Here is a 16994-nt window from a genome sequence, read left to right as displayed (position 1 = left end):
ATTATAATGCGCTGCTATGCCGAACGCTGCCAAACCTTCTCGCCCCGAGCGACACCCCCCCGCGCAAACGGGCAATGCCACCCCCGCCACGTCCGCCGAGGGGGCCGTCGCGAACCTGCCGCGGCGGTCCGCCGCGAAGCCGGCGCGCGCAGAACCGCGCCCGGTGGTGCCGCCGAATCCCGTGGGCGTCATCACGTTTCCCGAGGCGCTGCCGGTTTCCGCGCGGCGCGAGGAGATCGCCCGCGCGATCCAGCAGCATCAGGTCGTGATCGTCAGCGGCGAGACCGGTTCCGGCAAGACCACGCAGTTGCCGAAGATCTGCCTGGCGCTGGGACGCGGGCGCGGCGCGGGCGGTACCGGTCTGATCGGGCACACGCAGCCGCGCCGCATCGCGGCGTCCGCGACCGCGCGCCGCATCGCCGACGAACTGCGTTCGCCGCCCGGGGAGATCGTCGGCTACAAGGTGCGTTTCAACGACACCCTGTCGCCCGGCGCGTCGGTCAAGTTGATGACCGACGGCATCCTGCTGGCCGAGACGCAGTCCGACCCGATGCTGCGTGCCTACGACACGCTGATCATCGACGAGGCGCACGAGCGCAGCCTGAACATCGATTTCCTGCTGGGCTATCTCAAGCAGTTGCTGCCCCGGCGCCCCGACCTGAAGCTGATCGTCACCTCGGCGACCATCGACGCCGCGCGTTTCGCCCGCCACTTCGGCGTCGCGCGGCCGGTGTGGGTGAGCGCCGGCATGCGGGCCGACGCGCAGAAGGCGCCGGCGCAGCCGGACGCGACGGACGCGACGGACGACATCGTGCCGGCGCCGTCGATCGAGGTCAGCGGCCGCCTGTACCCGGTCGAGGTCCGTTATCGTCCGGTGCAGGCGGATGTCGTGCCGGCGCAGCCCGGCGGCGGCCCTGGCGGCCGTATCGCGGGCGGCCCGGCCGAGGGAGCGGCCGCCGCCCGGCGTCGCGCCGAGCAGGGCGGACGCGACGGCGGCCGGGGCGGGGCGCGACAGTCCGAGCGCGACATGATCGACGGCATCGTCGACGCGGTCGACGAACTGGCGCGTACGGGTCCGGGCGACGTCCTCGTCTTTCTGGCCGGAGAGCGCGAAATTCGCGAGACGGCGGAAGCGTTGCGCAAGCACCATCCGCCCCATACCGAGATTCTGCCGCTGTTCGCCCGGCTCTCGGCCGCGGAGCAGGAACGCGTGTTCCGCACGTCGAACGCGCGTCGCATCGTCCTCGCGACGAACGTCGCCGAGACCTCGCTGACGGTGCCAGGGATCCGTTACGTCGTGGATACCGGGCTGGCGCGCGTCAAGCGCTATTCGTATCGCAACAAGGTAGAGCAGTTGCAGATCGAGCCGATCTCGCAGGCCGCCGCGAATCAGCGCGCGGGCCGTTGCGGACGGGTGGCGGACGGCATCTGCATCCGGCTCTACGAGGAAACGGATTTCACCGCCCGCGTGCGCTTCACCGATCCGGAAATCCTGCGCTCGTCGCTGGCAGCGGTGATTCTGCGGATGAAATCGCTGCGGCTCTCCGATATCGAAGCATTTCCGTTCCTGGAGCCGCCGCCGGGCCGCGCGATCGCCGATGGCTATCAGCTGCTCGCCGAACTGGGCGCGGTCGACGACGACAACGCGCTGACCGCGCTCGGGCGCGAACTCGCCCGGCTGCCGCTCGATCCACGGGTCGGCCGGATGATCCTGGCGGGGCGCGACAACGGCGCCTTGCGCGAAATGCTCATCATCGCCGCGGCGCTGTCGGTGCAGGATCCGCGCGACCGGCCGCTGGAGGCGCAGGAAGCGGCCGATACCGCGCACAGGAAGTTCGCCGACGAGCGCTCGGAATTCATGGCCTGGCTGAATATCTGGAAGTGGTTCACCGAGGCGGTCGAGCACAAGAAAACCAATCGGCAGCTGGTCGACAGCTGCCGCGCGAACTTCCTCTCGCATCTGCGGTTGCGCGAGTGGCGCGATGTCCACACGCAACTGATGACCGTGGTGCGCGAGCAGGGCTGGCGCCTGGCGGAAACGGATGCCACCTACGAACAGCTGCACGGCTCGCTGCTGGCCGGCCTGCTGGGCAATATCGGCATGAAGGCCGAGGACGAACCGCATTATCTCGGCGCGCGGGCGATCAAGTTCCATCTGTGGCCCGGCTCGACGCTGGGCAAGAAGGCGGGCAAGTGGGTGATGGCCGCCGAAATGATCGAGACCACCCGGTTATACGCGCGCTGCGTCGCGAAGATCGAGCCGGAGTGGATCGAACGGGTGGGTGCGCACCTGCTGCGCAAATCGCTTGCCGAGCCGCATTGGGAGAAGAAGGCCGGGCAGGTGGTGGCCTTCGAGCGCGCGACGCTGTACGGGCTGCCCATCTACCAGCGCCGCCGCGTCGAGTTCGGCCGTCAGGATCCGGCGCGTGCGCGCGAGCTGTTCATTCGCGCGGCGCTGGTCGAGGGGGAATTCGAGACCCGGTTGCCGTTTTTCGCGCACAACCGCAAGCTGCTGGCCGAGATCGCCCAGCTCGAGCACAAATCGCGGCGCCAGGACGTACTGGTCGACGACGAACTGATCTTCGCCTTCTACGATCAGCAGATTCCGCCCGGCGTGTACACCACGGTCGATTTCGAGAAGTGGTATCGGCAGGCATCGCGCGGACCGACCGCGGGCGAGACGGCGGCGCCTGGCGGCGCGCGCCTGCTCTACCTGTCGCGCGACGACCTGATGCGTCACGAAGCCGCCGGCATCACGACCGATCTGTTTCCCAAGCGCGTGCGCATCGCCGGTCACGAAATGGCGCTGGCCTACCATTTCGAACCCGGTTCGCCACGCGATGGCGTCACGCTCGCGGTGCCGCTGTTCGCGCTCAACCAGGTCAGCGCGGTGCGGTGCGAATGGCTGGTCGCGGGCATGCTCAAGGAGAAGGTGCAGGCCTTGCTGAAATCTCTGCCGCAGAAACTGCGGCGCCATTGCGTGCCTTTGCCGGAATACGCCGCGGGCTTCGTCGAGCGCCACGCGGCGCGCGTCTACGCGCCATCGGTGGCGAGCGGGGCACCGTTGAACGAAGGCGTGATCGATGCATTGCTGGGCGATGTCCGCCAGCAGAAGCAGGTACAGGTTCGCGCGACCGACTTCAAGCTCGAGACGCTGGCGCCACACCTGTTCATGAATTTCAAGGTGATCGACGAACACGGCCGGCAACTGGCGATGGGGCGCAACCTCGCGCAGCTGCGGGTGGAGTTCGGCGGGCAGGCGCAGCAGCTGTTCGCGGAGATCGCGCTGGCGGGCGTGCAACGCGACGGCGACGAGGAGGACGGCGCCGATGCGATCGCCGCGGACCCGGGCAACGCCGTCGCGCTGCCCGGTCGCGGCGCGCGGGAGACGCGCCCGAACGCCGGTACCGCGGGCGCGCGCGGTACCGCGCCAGGCACCGCCGGTCAGTCGTCGGCGCGAAGGACCGGAACCGAAAAAGGCGCGGCCGTGCCAGTCGCCGGTACGTCGGGCGTAGGTACGTCGGGCGCTGGCGCGAACGCGGCACTCTACGAAAACCTGACCAGCTGGAACTTCGGCAAGCTGCCCGAGTTGCTGGAGATCCGTCGCGGCGGCAACACGCTGTACGGCTATCCCGCGCTGGTCGACCGCGGCACGCATGTCGAGGTGCAGGTCTTCGATTCGCCGCAGGAGGCGGCCCCGACGCATCGCGCCGGCTTGCGCCGCCTGTTCGCGCTGCAACTGCGCGAGCCGCTGAAGTTTCTCGAAAAGAACCTGGCGGGCCTGCAGCAGATGGCGATGCAGTTCATGTCGCTGGGCACGCTCGAGGAACTGCGCCGGCAGGTGATCGACTGCACGATCGATCGCGCCTGTCTGGCCGAACCGCTGCCGGACGACGAAGCGAGCTTCGCCGCGCGGCGCGACGAGGGGCGCGGCAGGCTGTCGCTGCTGGGGCAGGAGGTCGCGCGCCTGGTCGGCACGATCCTGACCGAATACACCGATGTCTCGAAAAAACTGCTGCAGGCGAAAAGTTTCGTCGCGGCGCACGACGACATGCAGCAGCAGTTGCAGGCGCTGGTGCACAAGCGTTTCATCGCCGACACGCCGTACCCGCAGCTTGCGCATTTTCCGCGTTATCTGAAGGGCATTGCATTGCGCATCGTCAAGCTGAAGGCCGACACGCAACGCGATGCGCGGGCGAGCGCGGAATTGACGCCGCTCAAGCAGCAGTACCAGCGCGTGGCGAGCCAGTGGCGCGCGGGCGCGGACCCCCGTCTGGACGAGTTCCGCTGGCTGCTCGAGGAGTTGCGCATATCGCTGTTCGCGCAGGAACTGAAGACGCCGATGCCGGTCTCCGTCAAGCGTCTGCACAAGGTCTGGGAGTCGATGCAACGCTAGCGGGCCTGTAAGGGTGCATAACACCCTCTATGTGTTGCGCGGCGTTCCACCCGTCCTGAAAAGCTCTACAATAACGGCACTTCTGCTAGGGAATTCCATGCGTTTCTCGCTTTTCGGTCGTTTTGGCCGACGTTTCGCCGTCGCGGCAGCCGCCGCCGACGTTTCTTCGCGGACCCCGGACGGCGCGCGGCGCGCGACGTCTCCCCGGACGGCGTACGGCGGCATGCCGGCGCTCAGGCGGGGGCTGTCGGCGGCGTGCCTGACGCTCGCCGGCCTGGGTGGATTGGGCGGGGCGACGTACGCCGTTCCGGCGCTGGCGGCCGATACCGCGCCGCTGCCTGGCGCGGGTGCCGGCACCGTGATCATCCTCAATTCCGCCGAGGCGAGCATCTCGCTGATCGATGAGGCCAGCGCGAAGGTGACGAGCACCTTCGCGGTGGGCAAGGAGCCGCATCACCTGATGGCGACGCCCGACAACAAGTCGCTGATCGTCGCCAACTCGATCTCGAACAATCTGGTGTTTCTCGACCCCAAGACGGGTCAGATCCAGCGGTGGGTCGAGAATATCGAGGACCCGTACCAAATCGGTTTCTCGCCCGACAAGAAGTGGTTCGTGACCGCGGGCCTGCGGCTCGATCGCGTCGATCTGTACCGCTACGACGGGCAGAACCTGACGCTGGCCAAGCGTCTGCCGCTCGCCGTCATGCCCAGCCACATCGCCTTCACCCGCGACAGCCGCATCGCGTTCATTTCGCTGCAGGTGTCCGGCGAAATCGCGGCGATCGACCTCGCGACGCAGACGGTGTTGTGGAAAATGAAGGTCGGCCCGGTGCCGGCAGGCATGTGGATGACGCCCAACGACCAATACATGCTGGTCGGCATGACCGGCGCGGACTACGTCGCGGTGGTCGACTGGCGTAACCAGAAGGTGATCAAGACGATCCACACGGGCCGCGGCGCGCACAATTTCCGCTCGCTGGCCGATGGCCGGCACGTGGCCGTGTCGAACCGGATGGAAAGCTCGATCTCGATCATCGACGAGCAGACGCTGACGAACGCCGGCGACATCACGGGCTTGATGCCCGGCCCGGACGACATGGAACTGTCCGCGGACCGCCGCTATCTGTGGGTGGGCTTTCGTTTCGCCAAGCACGTCGGCGTGATCGATCTGACCACGCGCAAGCTGGTGCGTACGATCCCCGTGGGACGCTCGCCGCACGGGATCTATTTCTTCAATCGCGCGCCGTGGACGGGCCCGAACGGCGGTTGAGTAGCGAGGAAGTGCCATGTTCCATACCCTGTTTTCCGCCGCGGACACCCTGGTTTCGTGGTTGCAAACCGAGATATTCACCACCATCGTCGAGCCGCTGTTCTACAAGGTCGGCTTGATGGACTACGACGAAGACACCTACGACGCGTTGTACTGGTTCATCATCGCGATCTGCGAGATCGGCCTGATGTACGCGGTGTTGCGCCCGCTCGAAGCCCTGTGGCCGGCCGAGCGCTGGACCGACCGGCGCAGCGTGCGGGTGGACGCGATCTATACCTGGATCACCCGGCTGGGCGTCATCAACGTGCTGTTCTTCTTCTTCCTGCAGCCGCTGTTCGACTCCGCGCAGGAAGCGCTGCGCATGCACGGCATTCACAATGTCGATCTCGATTCCCTGTGGCCCGGCATGGCGCGACGGCCGCTGGCGAGTTTCCTGTTCTATCTGATCGTGCTCGATTTCGCCGGCTACTGGTACCACCGCTGGCAGCATCGTTTCGGCTGGTGGTGGGAATTGCACGCGGTGCATCACAGTCAGCGGCAGATGTCCCTGTGGTCCGATGACCGCAACCATATCGCCGACACGCTGATCGAGGCCGGCTTCTTCGCGTCGATCGCGTTATTGATCGGCGTGCAGCCGTCGCAATTCGTGCTGCTGCTGGCCGCGAGCCAGATCGCGCAGAGCGTGCAGCACGCCAATACCCGGATCGCCTTCGGGCCGGTGCTGGAACGACTGGTCGTCAGTCCCGGGTTCCACCGACGGCATCATGCGATCGGCTATGGGCACGAGGGCGTCTGGTATGGCTGCAATTTCGGCGTGCTGTTTCCGTGGTGGGATATGCTGTTTCGCACCGTGTCGTGGAACCGGCAGATCGAGCCCACGGGCATCCGTGACCAGCTCGACACGCCGCACGGCGCCGGACGCAACTATGGAGAGGGCTTTTGGTCGCAACAGTGGCTGGGAATGGGGCGCTCGGCGCACCGCGTCGGATTGTGGCTGAGCGGCCGGGGCCGGCGCAACGACGAGGAACGCTCGGGCGCGAACGGATGAGCGCGGGAACCGCGCCGGACGGGGCGATTCCCGCCTTTCGCCACGGTCTCGCGGGAGCGCGCGCATGAACGACCTGCTCGGTTCGCTGTTGCGCGCGCTCGCCGGCCTGCTGCATCCGCGCGTCTGGTGGCTGACCGCCGCGCCCTTCGTCATGTCGGCGCTTCTGTGGGGGCTGCTCTTCTGGTATGGCTGGGAATGGGCGGTCGCACGGACCCAGCACTGGCTCGGGCAATGGCCGGCGCTCGGTTCGATCGAGAGCGCGATCGCCTTCATCGGGCTGAGCGGCCTGCACTTCGTCTTCGCGCCTTTCCTGGTGGTGGCGCTGGCCATCCCGCTGATCATCGCGACCATTCTGGTGGTGATCGGCGCGACGTCGATGCCGTCGATCGTCTCGCATCTGGGCCGCCGGCGTTACGCGGCGCTCACCCCGCGCCATGGCGGCGGCTTTCTGGGCAGCATGCTGCATTCCCTTTCGGTCACCGCGATCTTCTTCGTGCTGATGGTGCTGAGCGCGCCGCTGTGGCTGATCCCGCCGTTCTTCGCGATCCTGCCGCCGGTGCTCTGGGGCTGGCTGACCTATCGCGTCATGAGCTATGACGCGCTCGCCGAGCACGCGACGCCGGACGAGCGGCGGCGCCTGATACGCCGCCACCGCTGGCCGCTGGTCGCGATGGGTATCGTCACGGGACTGCTGGGGGCGGTGCCGGCGATGGTCTGGGCGTCCTCGTTGATCGCGATCGTGCTGTTTCCCATCGTCGCGGTGATTTCCATCTGGCTGTACGTGCTGATCTTCGTGTTTTCGGGGCTGTGGTTTACCCACTACTGCCTGGCGGCGCTGTCGGTCATGCGCGCGAACGACGCGGCGGCCGCGCCTCTGTAGAATGATCGGGCACCTCACCTACTGAAAAGGATTCGGCATGGGCTTCGGCATCATCATCGTCGGCGACGAAATCCTGTCGGGACGCCGCGCGGACAAGCATCTCCCGAAATTCATCGAACTGCTCGGCGCGCGGGGCCTGGCGCTCGACTGGGCCGAATACGTGGGCGACGAACGCGCGCGCATCACGGCCACCCTCAGGCGCACGTTCGCCTCGGACGACGTGGTCTTTTCCACGGGCGGCATCGGCGCGACGCCGGACGACCATACCCGGCAATGCGCCGCCGCGGCGCTTGGCGTGCCGCTCGTGGTGCATCCCGAGGCCGAGGTCCTGATCTTCCAGCGCACGCGCGAGATGAATGGCGGCGCCGAACCCGATATGCGCACGCCCGAAAATCAGCATCGCCTGCAGATGGGCGCGTTTCCCGCCGGGGCGACGCTCATCCCCAACAGCTATAACCGGATTCCCGGCTTCTCCGTCGCCAACCACCATTTCGTGCCGGGTTTTCCGGTGATGGCCTGGCCGATGATGGAATGGGTGCTGGATACGCACTATGCGCCGCTGCACCATCACGATGTGCGCCTTGAACGCTCGGTGCTGGTCTTCGGTTTGATGGAATCGGCGATCGCGCCGCTGATGGCATCGATCGAAAGCGAATTTCCGACGGTGCGGGCGTTCAGCCTGCCCAGCGTCGGCGACGCCGAACGGGGGGCCGTCTATGCGCGCCGCCATATCGATCTGGGCGTGAAGGGAGGCGCGGCGGTGGTCGACCAGGCCTTCGCCCGGTTGCGCGACGGCGTGCAGGCACTGGGGGGCGAGATGGTCGATCCGCCCGCCAGGGCGTCCTAGCCTCGCTAGGCGCCGATCCAGGGCAGGCCGCGGTAGCACCATCCGGCAACGGACTTGCGGTGCCCCTGCGCGTCCTTGCCACCTTCGAATCCTTCCAGCACGTCGAATGCCGCGGTGAAGCCTTCCTGCGCAGCAAGAGCCGCGGCCGCCTTGGAACGGGCGGCGCTACGGCATAGCAGCAGCATCGGCGTATGCGCCGCGGCAATGTCCCGCAACGCCGCCAGGAAGTGCGGATTGCGCGCGCCGGCCGGATAGTCGATCCATTCGATATGCGCATACTGGCTGGCCGCCACCAGCGGGCGTCCGACCCAATCCAGTTCGGCGCGGGTGCGCAGGTCGATCAGACGCGCTTCCGGTACCTGTTCCAGGAACGCGAAAGTCTCGGCCGGCGTCAGCGCGCCGGCGTAGGGCAGGGCATCGTCGGCAGCGCGCTGCGCGGCGGTGGCGAGCAGGTGATCGACAGTCGTCATCGTGGCTCACTCTAAAAGGACCATTCTAGCGCCTCGTTGATGATCGAGTTGCCGTCGCCTTTCGTATTCCCGACATTCCGGCAGGGCCTGACGAGCCGAATCCGCTCCGCGCATGCTGGATCAAATCGCCGATTCGTCCTATATTGGTGCTTGCCTTAAAAAAGTGCATGCATTGGCACCAATGCAGTGCATTCGATCGGCTGCGCATGCATCGAACAAGGCACGAAGGCATGCCCTGGGCCACTGGCAACGGGCGAGTCCGCCACAGGCGGGTCGCGACGCCTCGTTTAGGTGCACGGGCATAGTTCATGCTCTGATTGATGCTTTCGTGGCAGGCACCCGCCGACCTGGCTGGAATCGCCGGCCGGCAAACACGTTGGCGGCGACCTCGCCGTCGCATGAGACATATCTGGAGATAGGTAATGAGCAAAACCGTGGCCGACGTCATCAAGCTCGTCAAGGACGAGGACGTCAAGTTCGTCGACTTCCGCTTCACCGACACCAAGGGCAAGGAACAGCATGTGTCGGTCCCGGTCTCGCACTTCGACGAAGACAAGTTCGAAAGCGGCCACGCTTTCGACGGCTCGTCCATCGCCGGCTGGAAGGGCATCGAAGCATCGGACATGCTGCTCATGCCGGACTCGAACACGGCCTACGTCGACCCGTTCTACGAGGAAACCACGCTCGTGCTGTCCTGCGACGTGGTCGAGCCGTCCGACGGCAAGGGCTACGAGCGCGATCCGCGTTCGCTGGCCAAGCGCGCCGAAGCCTACCTGAAGAGCACGGGCCTGGGCGATACCGCCTACTTCGGTCCGGAGCCGGAATTCTTCATTTTCGATTCGGTGCGCTGGAATACCGACATGTCGGGCTCCTTCGTCAAGATCGGTTCGGACGAAGCGCCGTGGTCGTCGAACGCGAAGACCGAAGGCGGCAACACCGGCCATCGCCCGGGCGTCAAGGGCGGCTATTTCCCGGTGCCTCCGGTCGACACGTTCCAGGATATCCGCTCGGAAATGTCGCTGCTGCTCGAACAGGCGGGCGTGCCGGTCGAGGTGCATCACCATGAAGTCGCAGGCCAGGGTCAAAACGAACTGGGCACGAAGTTTTCGACGCTGGTGCAGCGCGCCGACTGGACGATGCTGCTGAAGTACATCGTGCACAACGTCGCGCATACCTACGGCAAGACGGCGACCTTCATGCCGAAGCCGGTCGTGGGCGACAACGGCTCGGGCATGCACGTGCACCAGTCGATCTGGAAGGATGGGCAGAATCTGTTCGCTGGCAACGGTTACGCCGGTCTGTCGGAGTTCGCGCTGTACTACATCGGCGGCATCATCAAGCATGCGCGCGCGCTGAACGCGATCACGAACCCGACGACGAACTCGTACAAGCGTCTGGTCCCGGGTTTCGAGGCACCGGTCAAGCTGGCCTACTCGGCCCGCAACCGCTCGGCGTCGATCCGCATTCCGCACGTCTCCAGCCCGAAGGGCCGTCGCATCGAGACCCGGTTCCCGGACCCGATGGCGAACCCGTACCTGGCGTTTTCCGCGCTGATGATGGCGGGTCTGGACGGCGTGCAGAACAAGATCCATCCGGGCGAGGCCTCGGACAAGAATCTGTACGACCTGCCGCCGGAAGAAGACAAGCTGATCCCGACGGTCTGTTCGAGCCTGGAGCAGGCGCTCGAACATCTCGACAAGGATCGCGAGTTCCTGACGCGCGGCGGCGTCTTCACCGACTCGATGCTCGATGCCTATATCGCGCTGAAGGAAGAGGAAGTGACGCGTTTCCGGATGACGACGCATCCGATCGAGTTCGAAATGTACTACTCGCTGTAATTCGCCGGTGGCGGGGGCCGGCACCTGCGCGACGTCCGCGCGGCGTCGGCGCCCGACGCGGCAGACCAGGCGGGAGTGCCGGCATTCGCCGCAGAGCGCCGTACGGAAGAAAGGGGACGGCGCGACCGCCCCCTTTTTTGTTGGCGCTCCCGGTCGACAACCGGGGAGCGAACGAACCCCGCCGCCGCGGCTTTGTGGGTCTCCATGATGGCATTGAAAAACCCGATTGTGCTCAAAAAACTGATGCGAGGCCGCAGCGTGACGCCTGTCGGCGCGGACGCGGCCGTGGGACCGTCCGTGCTGGCCGAAACCGGCCTGTTGCCGGGGCTGGAGGCGTTGCCTTCGGTGGTGCTGGTTCTCGACCGCCGCGACTTGCGGATCGCGTTCGCGAATCTGGCTGCCGAAGCGATGCTCGAACTGTCGCGGCGACAACTGGTGCAGATGACCTGGGACGATCTGTTCACGAGCGAGCACGCGCCGCTGGCTTCGATCGCCGCCATCAGCGCCAATACCCAGGACTATTTCCAGACGACCCACCTCGATGCGGTGATGGCACGGCCGGGTCACGAACCGCTGCGGGTACAGGCGATCATCGGTGTGCTGGAATCGGCACCCGAATATCTGCTGATGGAGTTGTTCGAGAACGAGCAGAAGCTGCGCAACGACCGCGAGGAGCGGCTGCTCGACTTGAGCGCCGCCAACAAGCAGTTGATCCGCAATCTTGCCCACGAGATCAAGAATCCCCTGGGGGGGATCCGTGGCGCGGCGCAACTTCTCGAATTCGAACTCGACGAGCTGCCCAACGCGCGGGAATTGAAGGAATACACGCAGGTCGTCATCAAGGAGTCGGATCGCCTGCAAACGCTGGTGGACCGCCTGCTGGAGCCGCACCGTCATCCGCACATCGTGCGCGACGTCAATATCCACGAGGTATTCGAACGCGTGCGGGCGGTGATCCTCGCCGAGTTTCCGCGCGGGCTGACGATCCAGCGCGATTTCGACGTGTCGGTCCCCGATCTGCGCGGCGACAAGGAACAGCTGATCCAGGCGGTGCTCAATATCGTACGCAACGCCGCCGAGGCGCTGCGCGGACAGATCGCCGAGGGCACGGCGATGATCGAGTTTCGTACCCGTATCGCGCGGCGGGTGACGATCGCCAAGCGTCAGTGCAAATTGGCACTGGATTTGCGCATCACGGACAACGGGCCGGGCATTCCCGAGGATATTCGTGACCGGATCTTCTATCCCCTCGTCTCGGGACGCGAAGACGGCAGCGGCCTGGGCCTGACGCTAGCGCAGAATTTCGTCCAGCAGCACGACGGGCTCATCGAATGCGAAAGCCGGCCCGGCAAGACGGAGTTTCAGATCACCCTGCCGCTGCATTGTTGACCTCACGCCTCATCACCCCGATGGACATCGGTCCGAGTCTCCCGGGCGGGCGACCGCCCATTTCAAGAACACTATGAAGCCGATCTGGATAGTAGACGACGACCAATCGATCCGATGGGTACTCGAGAAAGCGCTCGCGCGCGATAATTTCGCGACGCGCAGTTTCAGCAATGTCCGCGACGCGATCGGCGCGCTGGAATTCGACAGCCCGCAGGTGCTGGTGTCGGATATCCGCATGCCGGGAGGCTCGGGGCTGGATCTGCTGCAGCGCGTGCGCGAGCGCCTGCCGGGCCTGCCGGTCATCATCATGACGGCGTTCTCCGATCTCGACAGCGCCGTCGCGGCCTTCCAGGGCGGCGCCTTCGAGTATCTGGCCAAACCGTTCGACATCGATCGCGCGGTCGAGTTGATCCGGCGCGCGGTGGAGGAAAGCCTGCGCGGCGAGCATCCGGCGGACGACCGTCCCTCGGAAGCGCCGGAAATGCTCGGCCAGGCCAGCGCGATGCAGGACATGTTCCGGGCGATCGGGCGCCTGTCGAATTCGAGCGCGACCGTATTGATCACCGGCGAGTCCGGCACGGGCAAGGAACTGGTGGCGCGGGCGCTGCACCGGCACAGTCCGCGCGCCGGCGGCCCCTTCATCGCCTTGAACACCGCGGCGATTCCCAAAGACCTGCTCGAATCCGAGTTGTTCGGGCATGAACGCGGGGCGTTCACCGGCGCGCAGGCAATGCGCCAGGGCCGGTTCGAACAGGCGGAAAACGGCACCTTGTTTCTCGATGAGATCGGCGACATGCCGTTCGACCTGCAGACCCGCCTGCTGCGGGTGCTCTCCGACGGGCAGTTCTATCGCGTGGGCGGGCACAATCCACTGCGCGCGAACGTGCGCGTCATCGCCGCGACGCATCAGAACCTGGAAACGCGGGTACGCCAGGGCATGTTCCGGGAGGATCTGTATCACCGGCTCAACGTGATCCGGCTGCGGCTGCCGGCGCTGCGCGAACGCAGCGACGACATCGCCTTGCTGGCCCGGCATTTCCTGCTCAAGAGCGCGCGCGAGCTGGGCGTCGAACCCAAGCGCGTGACGGACAATGCGCTGGCGTTTCTCTCCGCGCTGCCGTTTCCGGGCAATGTCCGGCAACTCGAGAATCTGTGCAACTGGCTGACGGTGATGGCGCCGGCGCAGACCATTGAGATCAAGGATCTGCCGCCCGACCTGTTGCCCAACGCGGCGGGCCCGCAGAGCGGCGCGCCGATCGGCGTGGAGATGCCCGGTGCCGGCGTGGAGTACGGTGCGGCGCTCGCGGGCAGCTTCGTTCCGGTATCCGGGCACGACCTGGCGGAGGCGGGCGCCGCGGTGGCGGCGGGTGCCGTGCGAACCGCGGGCGACGGCGCGGCGGCCGGTTGGGAGGGCGGGCTGCGCAGCGAGGTCGCGCGTTTGCTGCGCGACAATGCGCCCGACGTGATGGATCGTGTCACGCGCCGGTTCGAGGCGGCGGTCATCAGGGAAGCGCTGGATTTCACGCGTGGGCGCAAGGTCGAGGCGGCCGAGCGGCTCGGCATCGGCCGCAACACGATCACCCGCAAGATCCAGGAACTGGACCTGGAACCCTAGGCGCTCGGACCCTTACGCGCCGCCGGCCATCGGGATCTGGCTATCCCCGGCATCGGCCAGCGTCGCCGTGACGGGGGCGTGGTCGGATGGCTGTTCCCACGCACGGGGGGTCCTGTCGATCTCGCAGGCCGTGCAGCGCGCGGCGAGCGGGGGACTGAGCAGCACGTGGTCGATTCGCGCGCCGGCGTTGCGGCGAAACGCGAACATCCGGTAATCCCACCAGCTGAAGTGCTTGTCCGCCGGTTCGAACATCCGGAAACTGTCCACCAGGCCCAGACCGGTCAGCGCCACGAAGGCCGCGCGCTCCTGCGGCGACACCAGATTCTGTCCCTCCCACTTCGCCGGGTCGAGCACGTCGCGGTCGTCGGGCGCGATATTGAAGTCGCCCGTCAATGCCAGCTGCGGGTAACGCTGCAGTTCGCCCGCGATCCATTCCTGCAGGGCGGCAAGCCACTGTATTTTGTAGACGAACTTTTCGGTGCCGGGCGCCTGCCCGTTTGGAAAATACGCGGAAATCACGCGCACGCCGTCGAGCGTCAGCGCAATCACGCGCTGCTGCGGGTCCTCGAAGCCGGGAATGTTGCGCACCAGGTCGCTGTCGTCGATCTCGACCCCGTCGCGCACGAGAATCGCCACGCCGTTATAGGTTTTCTGACCGGCGTAGAAGCTCCGGTAGCCGGCGGCGGAAATTTCCGTGACCGGGAACTTGTCGTCGGTCAGCTTCAGTTCCTGCAGGCACAGGGCATCGACCGGATGGGCCGCCAGCCAGGCGAGCACATGGGGCAGGCGAACTTTCAGGGAATTGACATTCCACGTCGTGATTTTCATGTGAATCCAGGGTCCGGGCGGCGGTGTGGTACCGTCGCGAATCCGGCATTCTCCCATTCCTGCGCGCGCTTGCGTCGAAAGCGCGCGGGTGGCGCGCGTGCCTGTCTTGAAAACCTTGTATGAATCGAGCCGGATGACGTCTTCCCACCCGCCACACGTGCCGCCCACGTCGTCTTCCGCGCCGTCCGCCACATCCACCGACATTCCCCCGGCTGCGGCGCCCGCCTTTTTCCAGCCGGGCAGCAACTGCTGGCGCGTCGAGCACGCCGAGCGTTTCCGGATGCTGGTCGACGGCGAAGCGTATTTCACGGCGCTGCGCGCGGCGATCGTCAATGCGCAGCAGACCGTCTTCATCCTGGGCTGGGACATCGACAGTCGCATGCAGCTCGTCCCTGGCGGGGCCAACGACGGATTTCCCGCGCCCCTGGCCGAGTTTCTGCACGCGATCGTCGCGCGTCGGCGCAATCTGCGCATCTATGTGCTGAGCTGGGACTTCGCCATGCTCTATGCCTTCGAGCGCGAATGGCTGCCGGTATTCAAGATGGGCTGGCGCGCGCACCGGCGTTTCATTTTCCGACAGGACGGACGACATCCGTTGGGCGGTTCGCAGCACCAGAAAGTGGTGTTGATCGATGACCGCCTGGCTTTCGTCGGGGGACTCGATCTGACGCGCTCGCGTTGGGATACATCCGAGCATGCCGCACAGCAGCCGCTGCGACGCGACGCGAACGGCCAGGCGTATGGGCCATTTCACGACGTCCAGGTGATGTTCGACGGCGCCGCCGCCGCCGCGATCGGCGATCTGGTGCGCGAGCGCTGGCTGCGCGCGAACGGCCGCCGCGTCGCGCTGCGCACCGCCCAGATGCAGGCCAGCGCGCACGATCCCTGGCCGCGTGGCTGCGAGGTCGACATCGAGCATGTCGATCTGGCGATCTGCCGCACCGAGCCGGAATACGCGGGCCGCCAGCCGGTGCAGGAAATTCGCCAGATGTACGTGGACGGGGTGAACCGGGCGCGCCGCCATATTTTTTGCGAGAACCAGTATTTCACCTCGGGCATCGTCGGCGCGGCCTTGTTGCGGCGTTTGGCCGAACCCGAGGGGCCGGAGGTGGCGATCCTCTCGCGCCGCGTCGAGGGCGGCTGGCTGCAGGAAGCCACGATGGGCGTGCTGCGCGCGCGTCTGCACCGCAGCCTGAAGCAGACCGCACACGGCGCCACGCGCTATCGCATGTATTGCCCCGTGGTACCGGATCTGGGCGTAGCGTGCGTCAATGTCCACAGCAAGGTCATGGTGGTCGACGACGATCTGCTGTTCGTCGGCTCGGCCAATCTGAACAACCGGTCGATGGTGCTCGATACCGAATGCAATGTCGCGCTCGACGGCGCCGGCGACGCGCGCATCGGCGCCGCGATCGCGCGCATGCGCAACCGTCTGCTCGCCGAACATCTGGGCGAATCGGTCGAGACGGTCGCCCGGCAGATGACGCTGGGCGGCTCGCTGATCGGTGCGATCGAGAGCCTGCGCGGGCAGCCCCGCACGCTCGCGCCGCACGACCCCATCGTCGCGCCGGATCTCGACGCCCTGGTGCCGGGGGAGTCGGTGATCGACCCGGAAACGCCGATGGCGCCGGAGCAGCTGATCGCGCAATTCATGCCGGAGATGCCGCATCGGCGCTTTGGCGGGCATTTCGGCGGGCGTTTTGCGGCGCTGGGCGTACTGGCCTTGTTGATCGTCGTGGCCGTGGGGGCCTGGCACTGGACGCCGCTGGGTCATTACCTGAATATCGCCGCGCTGGCGCAGCTCACGCAACGGGTGTCCGCCTTGCCCTTCAGTCCGCTGATCATCATCGGCGCCTACATGGCGGGCGGTCTGGTCGCCGTGCCGATCACGCTGCTGATCGCCGCGACGGGGCTCGCATTCGGCGCGTTCGAGGGCAGCGTCTATGCGCTCGCCGGGACGATGGCGAGCGCGGCGTTGACCTATATGGTCGGGCGCTGGCTGGGACGCGATACCGTGCGACGGCTCGGCGGGTCGCGGCTCAACGGCCTGTCCGAACGCCTCGCCCGGCGCGGTCTGGTCGCGGTCGTCATCGTGCGCCTGCTGCCCGTGGCGCCGTTCTCCGTCGTCAACGCCATCGCCGGCGCGTCGCAGATCGGGCTGCGCGACTTTCTGCTGGGAACGCTGATCGGCATGGGACCGGGCATCATCGTCACGGTCGCGTTCGCGAACCGGCTGGTCAGCGCGATCCGTCATCCCACCTGGGGTGCGTTTCTCGTGCTCGCGGGCATCGGCGTCGCGCTGGTGGGTCTGTCCGTGCTGCTGCAGCGCTTTTTCAAACGCCGGGAGAAACATTCGCCCGCAACAGGTAAGGTCTAAGCAAGGAGTTGCATCATCGAAAGCCTGGATTCCCGC

11 protein-coding genes are annotated in these 16994 nt (G+C 66.3%); 9 read left to right on the top strand and 2 right to left on the bottom strand.

Annotation, left to right across the window (positions count from 1 at the left end):
- Window positions 1-16: 16 nt before the first annotated feature.
- The 5 genes from hrpA (at window position 17) to OVY01_RS03845 (ending at window position 8441) form a co-directional block, all read left to right on the top strand.
- Window positions 17-4396: an ATP-dependent RNA helicase HrpA gene (hrpA, locus tag OVY01_RS03865; protein ID WP_284700738.1), complete on the top strand. Its 4380-nt coding sequence runs from the start codon at window positions 17-19 to the stop codon at window positions 4394-4396.
- 97 nt (window positions 4397-4493) lie between these two features.
- The gene (locus OVY01_RS03860; protein ID WP_349293485.1) at window positions 4494-5666 is read left to right on the top strand and encodes a YVTN family beta-propeller repeat protein; all 1173 of its coding nucleotides are present in this window, start codon (window positions 4494-4496) and stop codon (window positions 5664-5666) included.
- A gap of 16 nt (window positions 5667-5682) precedes the next feature.
- Entirely contained in the window at window positions 5683-6714 is a 1032-nt protein-coding gene (locus OVY01_RS03855) for a sterol desaturase family protein (RefSeq protein WP_267845776.1), read from the top strand.
- A gap of 64 nt (window positions 6715-6778) precedes the next feature.
- Window positions 6779-7594, top strand: coding sequence for an EI24 domain-containing protein (locus OVY01_RS03850; RefSeq protein WP_267845775.1), 816 nt, complete (start codon window positions 6779-6781; stop codon window positions 7592-7594).
- Window positions 7595-7631: 37 nt separating this feature from the next.
- On the top strand, window positions 7632-8441 hold the full coding sequence (locus tag OVY01_RS03845; RefSeq protein ID WP_267845773.1) for a competence/damage-inducible protein A: 810 nt from the start codon (window positions 7632-7634) through the stop codon (window positions 8439-8441).
- Window positions 8442-8446: 5 nt separating this feature from the next.
- Here OVY01_RS03845 and OVY01_RS03840 read toward each other — a convergent pair whose 3' ends face one another.
- Window positions 8447-8911 (bottom strand): rhodanese-like domain-containing protein, encoded by a 465-nt coding sequence (locus tag OVY01_RS03840; RefSeq protein ID WP_267845771.1) that lies wholly within the window; start codon window positions 8909-8911, stop codon window positions 8447-8449.
- Between the two features lie 422 nt (window positions 8912-9333).
- Between OVY01_RS03840 and glnA the strand changes: the two genes are divergently transcribed.
- The 3 genes from glnA (at window position 9334) to ntrC (ending at window position 13753) form a co-directional block, all read left to right on the top strand.
- Window positions 9334-10749, top strand: coding sequence for a type I glutamate--ammonia ligase (glnA, locus tag OVY01_RS03835; protein WP_267845770.1), 1416 nt, complete (start codon window positions 9334-9336; stop codon window positions 10747-10749).
- A 243-nt stretch (window positions 10750-10992) separates the two neighbouring features.
- A complete protein-coding gene (gene glnL / locus OVY01_RS03830) occupies window positions 10993-12138 on the top strand; it encodes a nitrogen regulation protein NR(II) (RefSeq protein WP_267847657.1) in 1146 nt (381 codons plus the stop codon).
- 73 nt (window positions 12139-12211) lie between these two features.
- Window positions 12212-13753 carry a nitrogen regulation protein NR(I) gene (gene ntrC / locus OVY01_RS03825; protein WP_267845768.1) on the top strand — a complete coding sequence of 514 codons (1542 nt, stop codon included), beginning with the start codon at window positions 12212-12214 and terminating at the stop codon, window positions 13751-13753.
- Between the two features lie 12 nt (window positions 13754-13765).
- On the opposite strand, the gene xth is transcribed toward ntrC, so the two are convergent.
- Window positions 13766-14581, bottom strand: coding sequence for an exodeoxyribonuclease III (xth, locus tag OVY01_RS03820; protein ID WP_267845766.1), 816 nt, complete (start codon window positions 14579-14581; stop codon window positions 13766-13768).
- Between the two features lie 133 nt (window positions 14582-14714).
- On the opposite strand from xth, the gene OVY01_RS03815 reads away from it, so the two are divergent.
- Window positions 14715-16958, top strand: a complete 2244-nt coding sequence (locus OVY01_RS03815; RefSeq protein ID WP_267845765.1) for a VTT domain-containing protein — start codon at window positions 14715-14717, stop codon at window positions 16956-16958.
- The last annotated feature ends 36 nt before the right edge of the window (window positions 16959-16994 follow it).

The sequence above is a fragment of the Robbsia betulipollinis genome (assembly GCF_026624755.1).
GTDB classification, from domain to species: domain Bacteria; phylum Pseudomonadota; class Gammaproteobacteria; order Burkholderiales; family Burkholderiaceae; genus Robbsia; species Robbsia betulipollinis.
The sequence above is the reverse complement of the archived record's forward strand: the minus strand, read 5'-3'. Positions and strand labels throughout refer to the sequence as shown.

Bases quoted from the DNA above. Each gene is read 5' to 3' on its own strand.
- OVY01_RS03845 (WP_267845773.1), top strand. From the start codon at position 7,632: ATGGGCTTCGGCATCATCATCGTCGGCGACGAAATCCTGTCGGGACGC.
- OVY01_RS03855 (WP_267845776.1), top strand. From the start codon at position 5,683: ATGTTCCATACCCTGTTTTCCGCCGCGGACACCCTGGTTTCGTGGTTG.
- ntrC (WP_267845768.1), top strand. From the start codon at position 12,212: ATGAAGCCGATCTGGATAGTAGACGACGACCAATCGATCCGATGGGTA.
- OVY01_RS03840 (WP_267845771.1), bottom strand. From the start codon at position 8,911: ATGACGACTGTCGATCACCTGCTCGCCACCGCCGCGCAGCGCGCTGCC.
- OVY01_RS03815 (WP_267845765.1), top strand. From the start codon at position 14,715: ATGACGTCTTCCCACCCGCCACACGTGCCGCCCACGTCGTCTTCCGCG.
- xth (WP_267845766.1), bottom strand. From the start codon at position 14,581: ATGAAAATCACGACGTGGAATGTCAATTCCCTGAAAGTTCGCCTGCCC.
- OVY01_RS03860 (WP_349293485.1), top strand. From the start codon at position 4,494: ATGCGTTTCTCGCTTTTCGGTCGTTTTGGCCGACGTTTCGCCGTCGCG.
- glnA (WP_267845770.1), top strand. From the start codon at position 9,334: ATGAGCAAAACCGTGGCCGACGTCATCAAGCTCGTCAAGGACGAGGAC.
- hrpA (WP_284700738.1), top strand. From the start codon at position 17: ATGCCGAACGCTGCCAAACCTTCTCGCCCCGAGCGACACCCCCCCGCG.
- OVY01_RS03850 (WP_267845775.1), top strand. From the start codon at position 6,779: ATGAACGACCTGCTCGGTTCGCTGTTGCGCGCGCTCGCCGGCCTGCTG.
- glnL (WP_267847657.1), top strand. From the start codon at position 10,993: ATGCGAGGCCGCAGCGTGACGCCTGTCGGCGCGGACGCGGCCGTGGGA.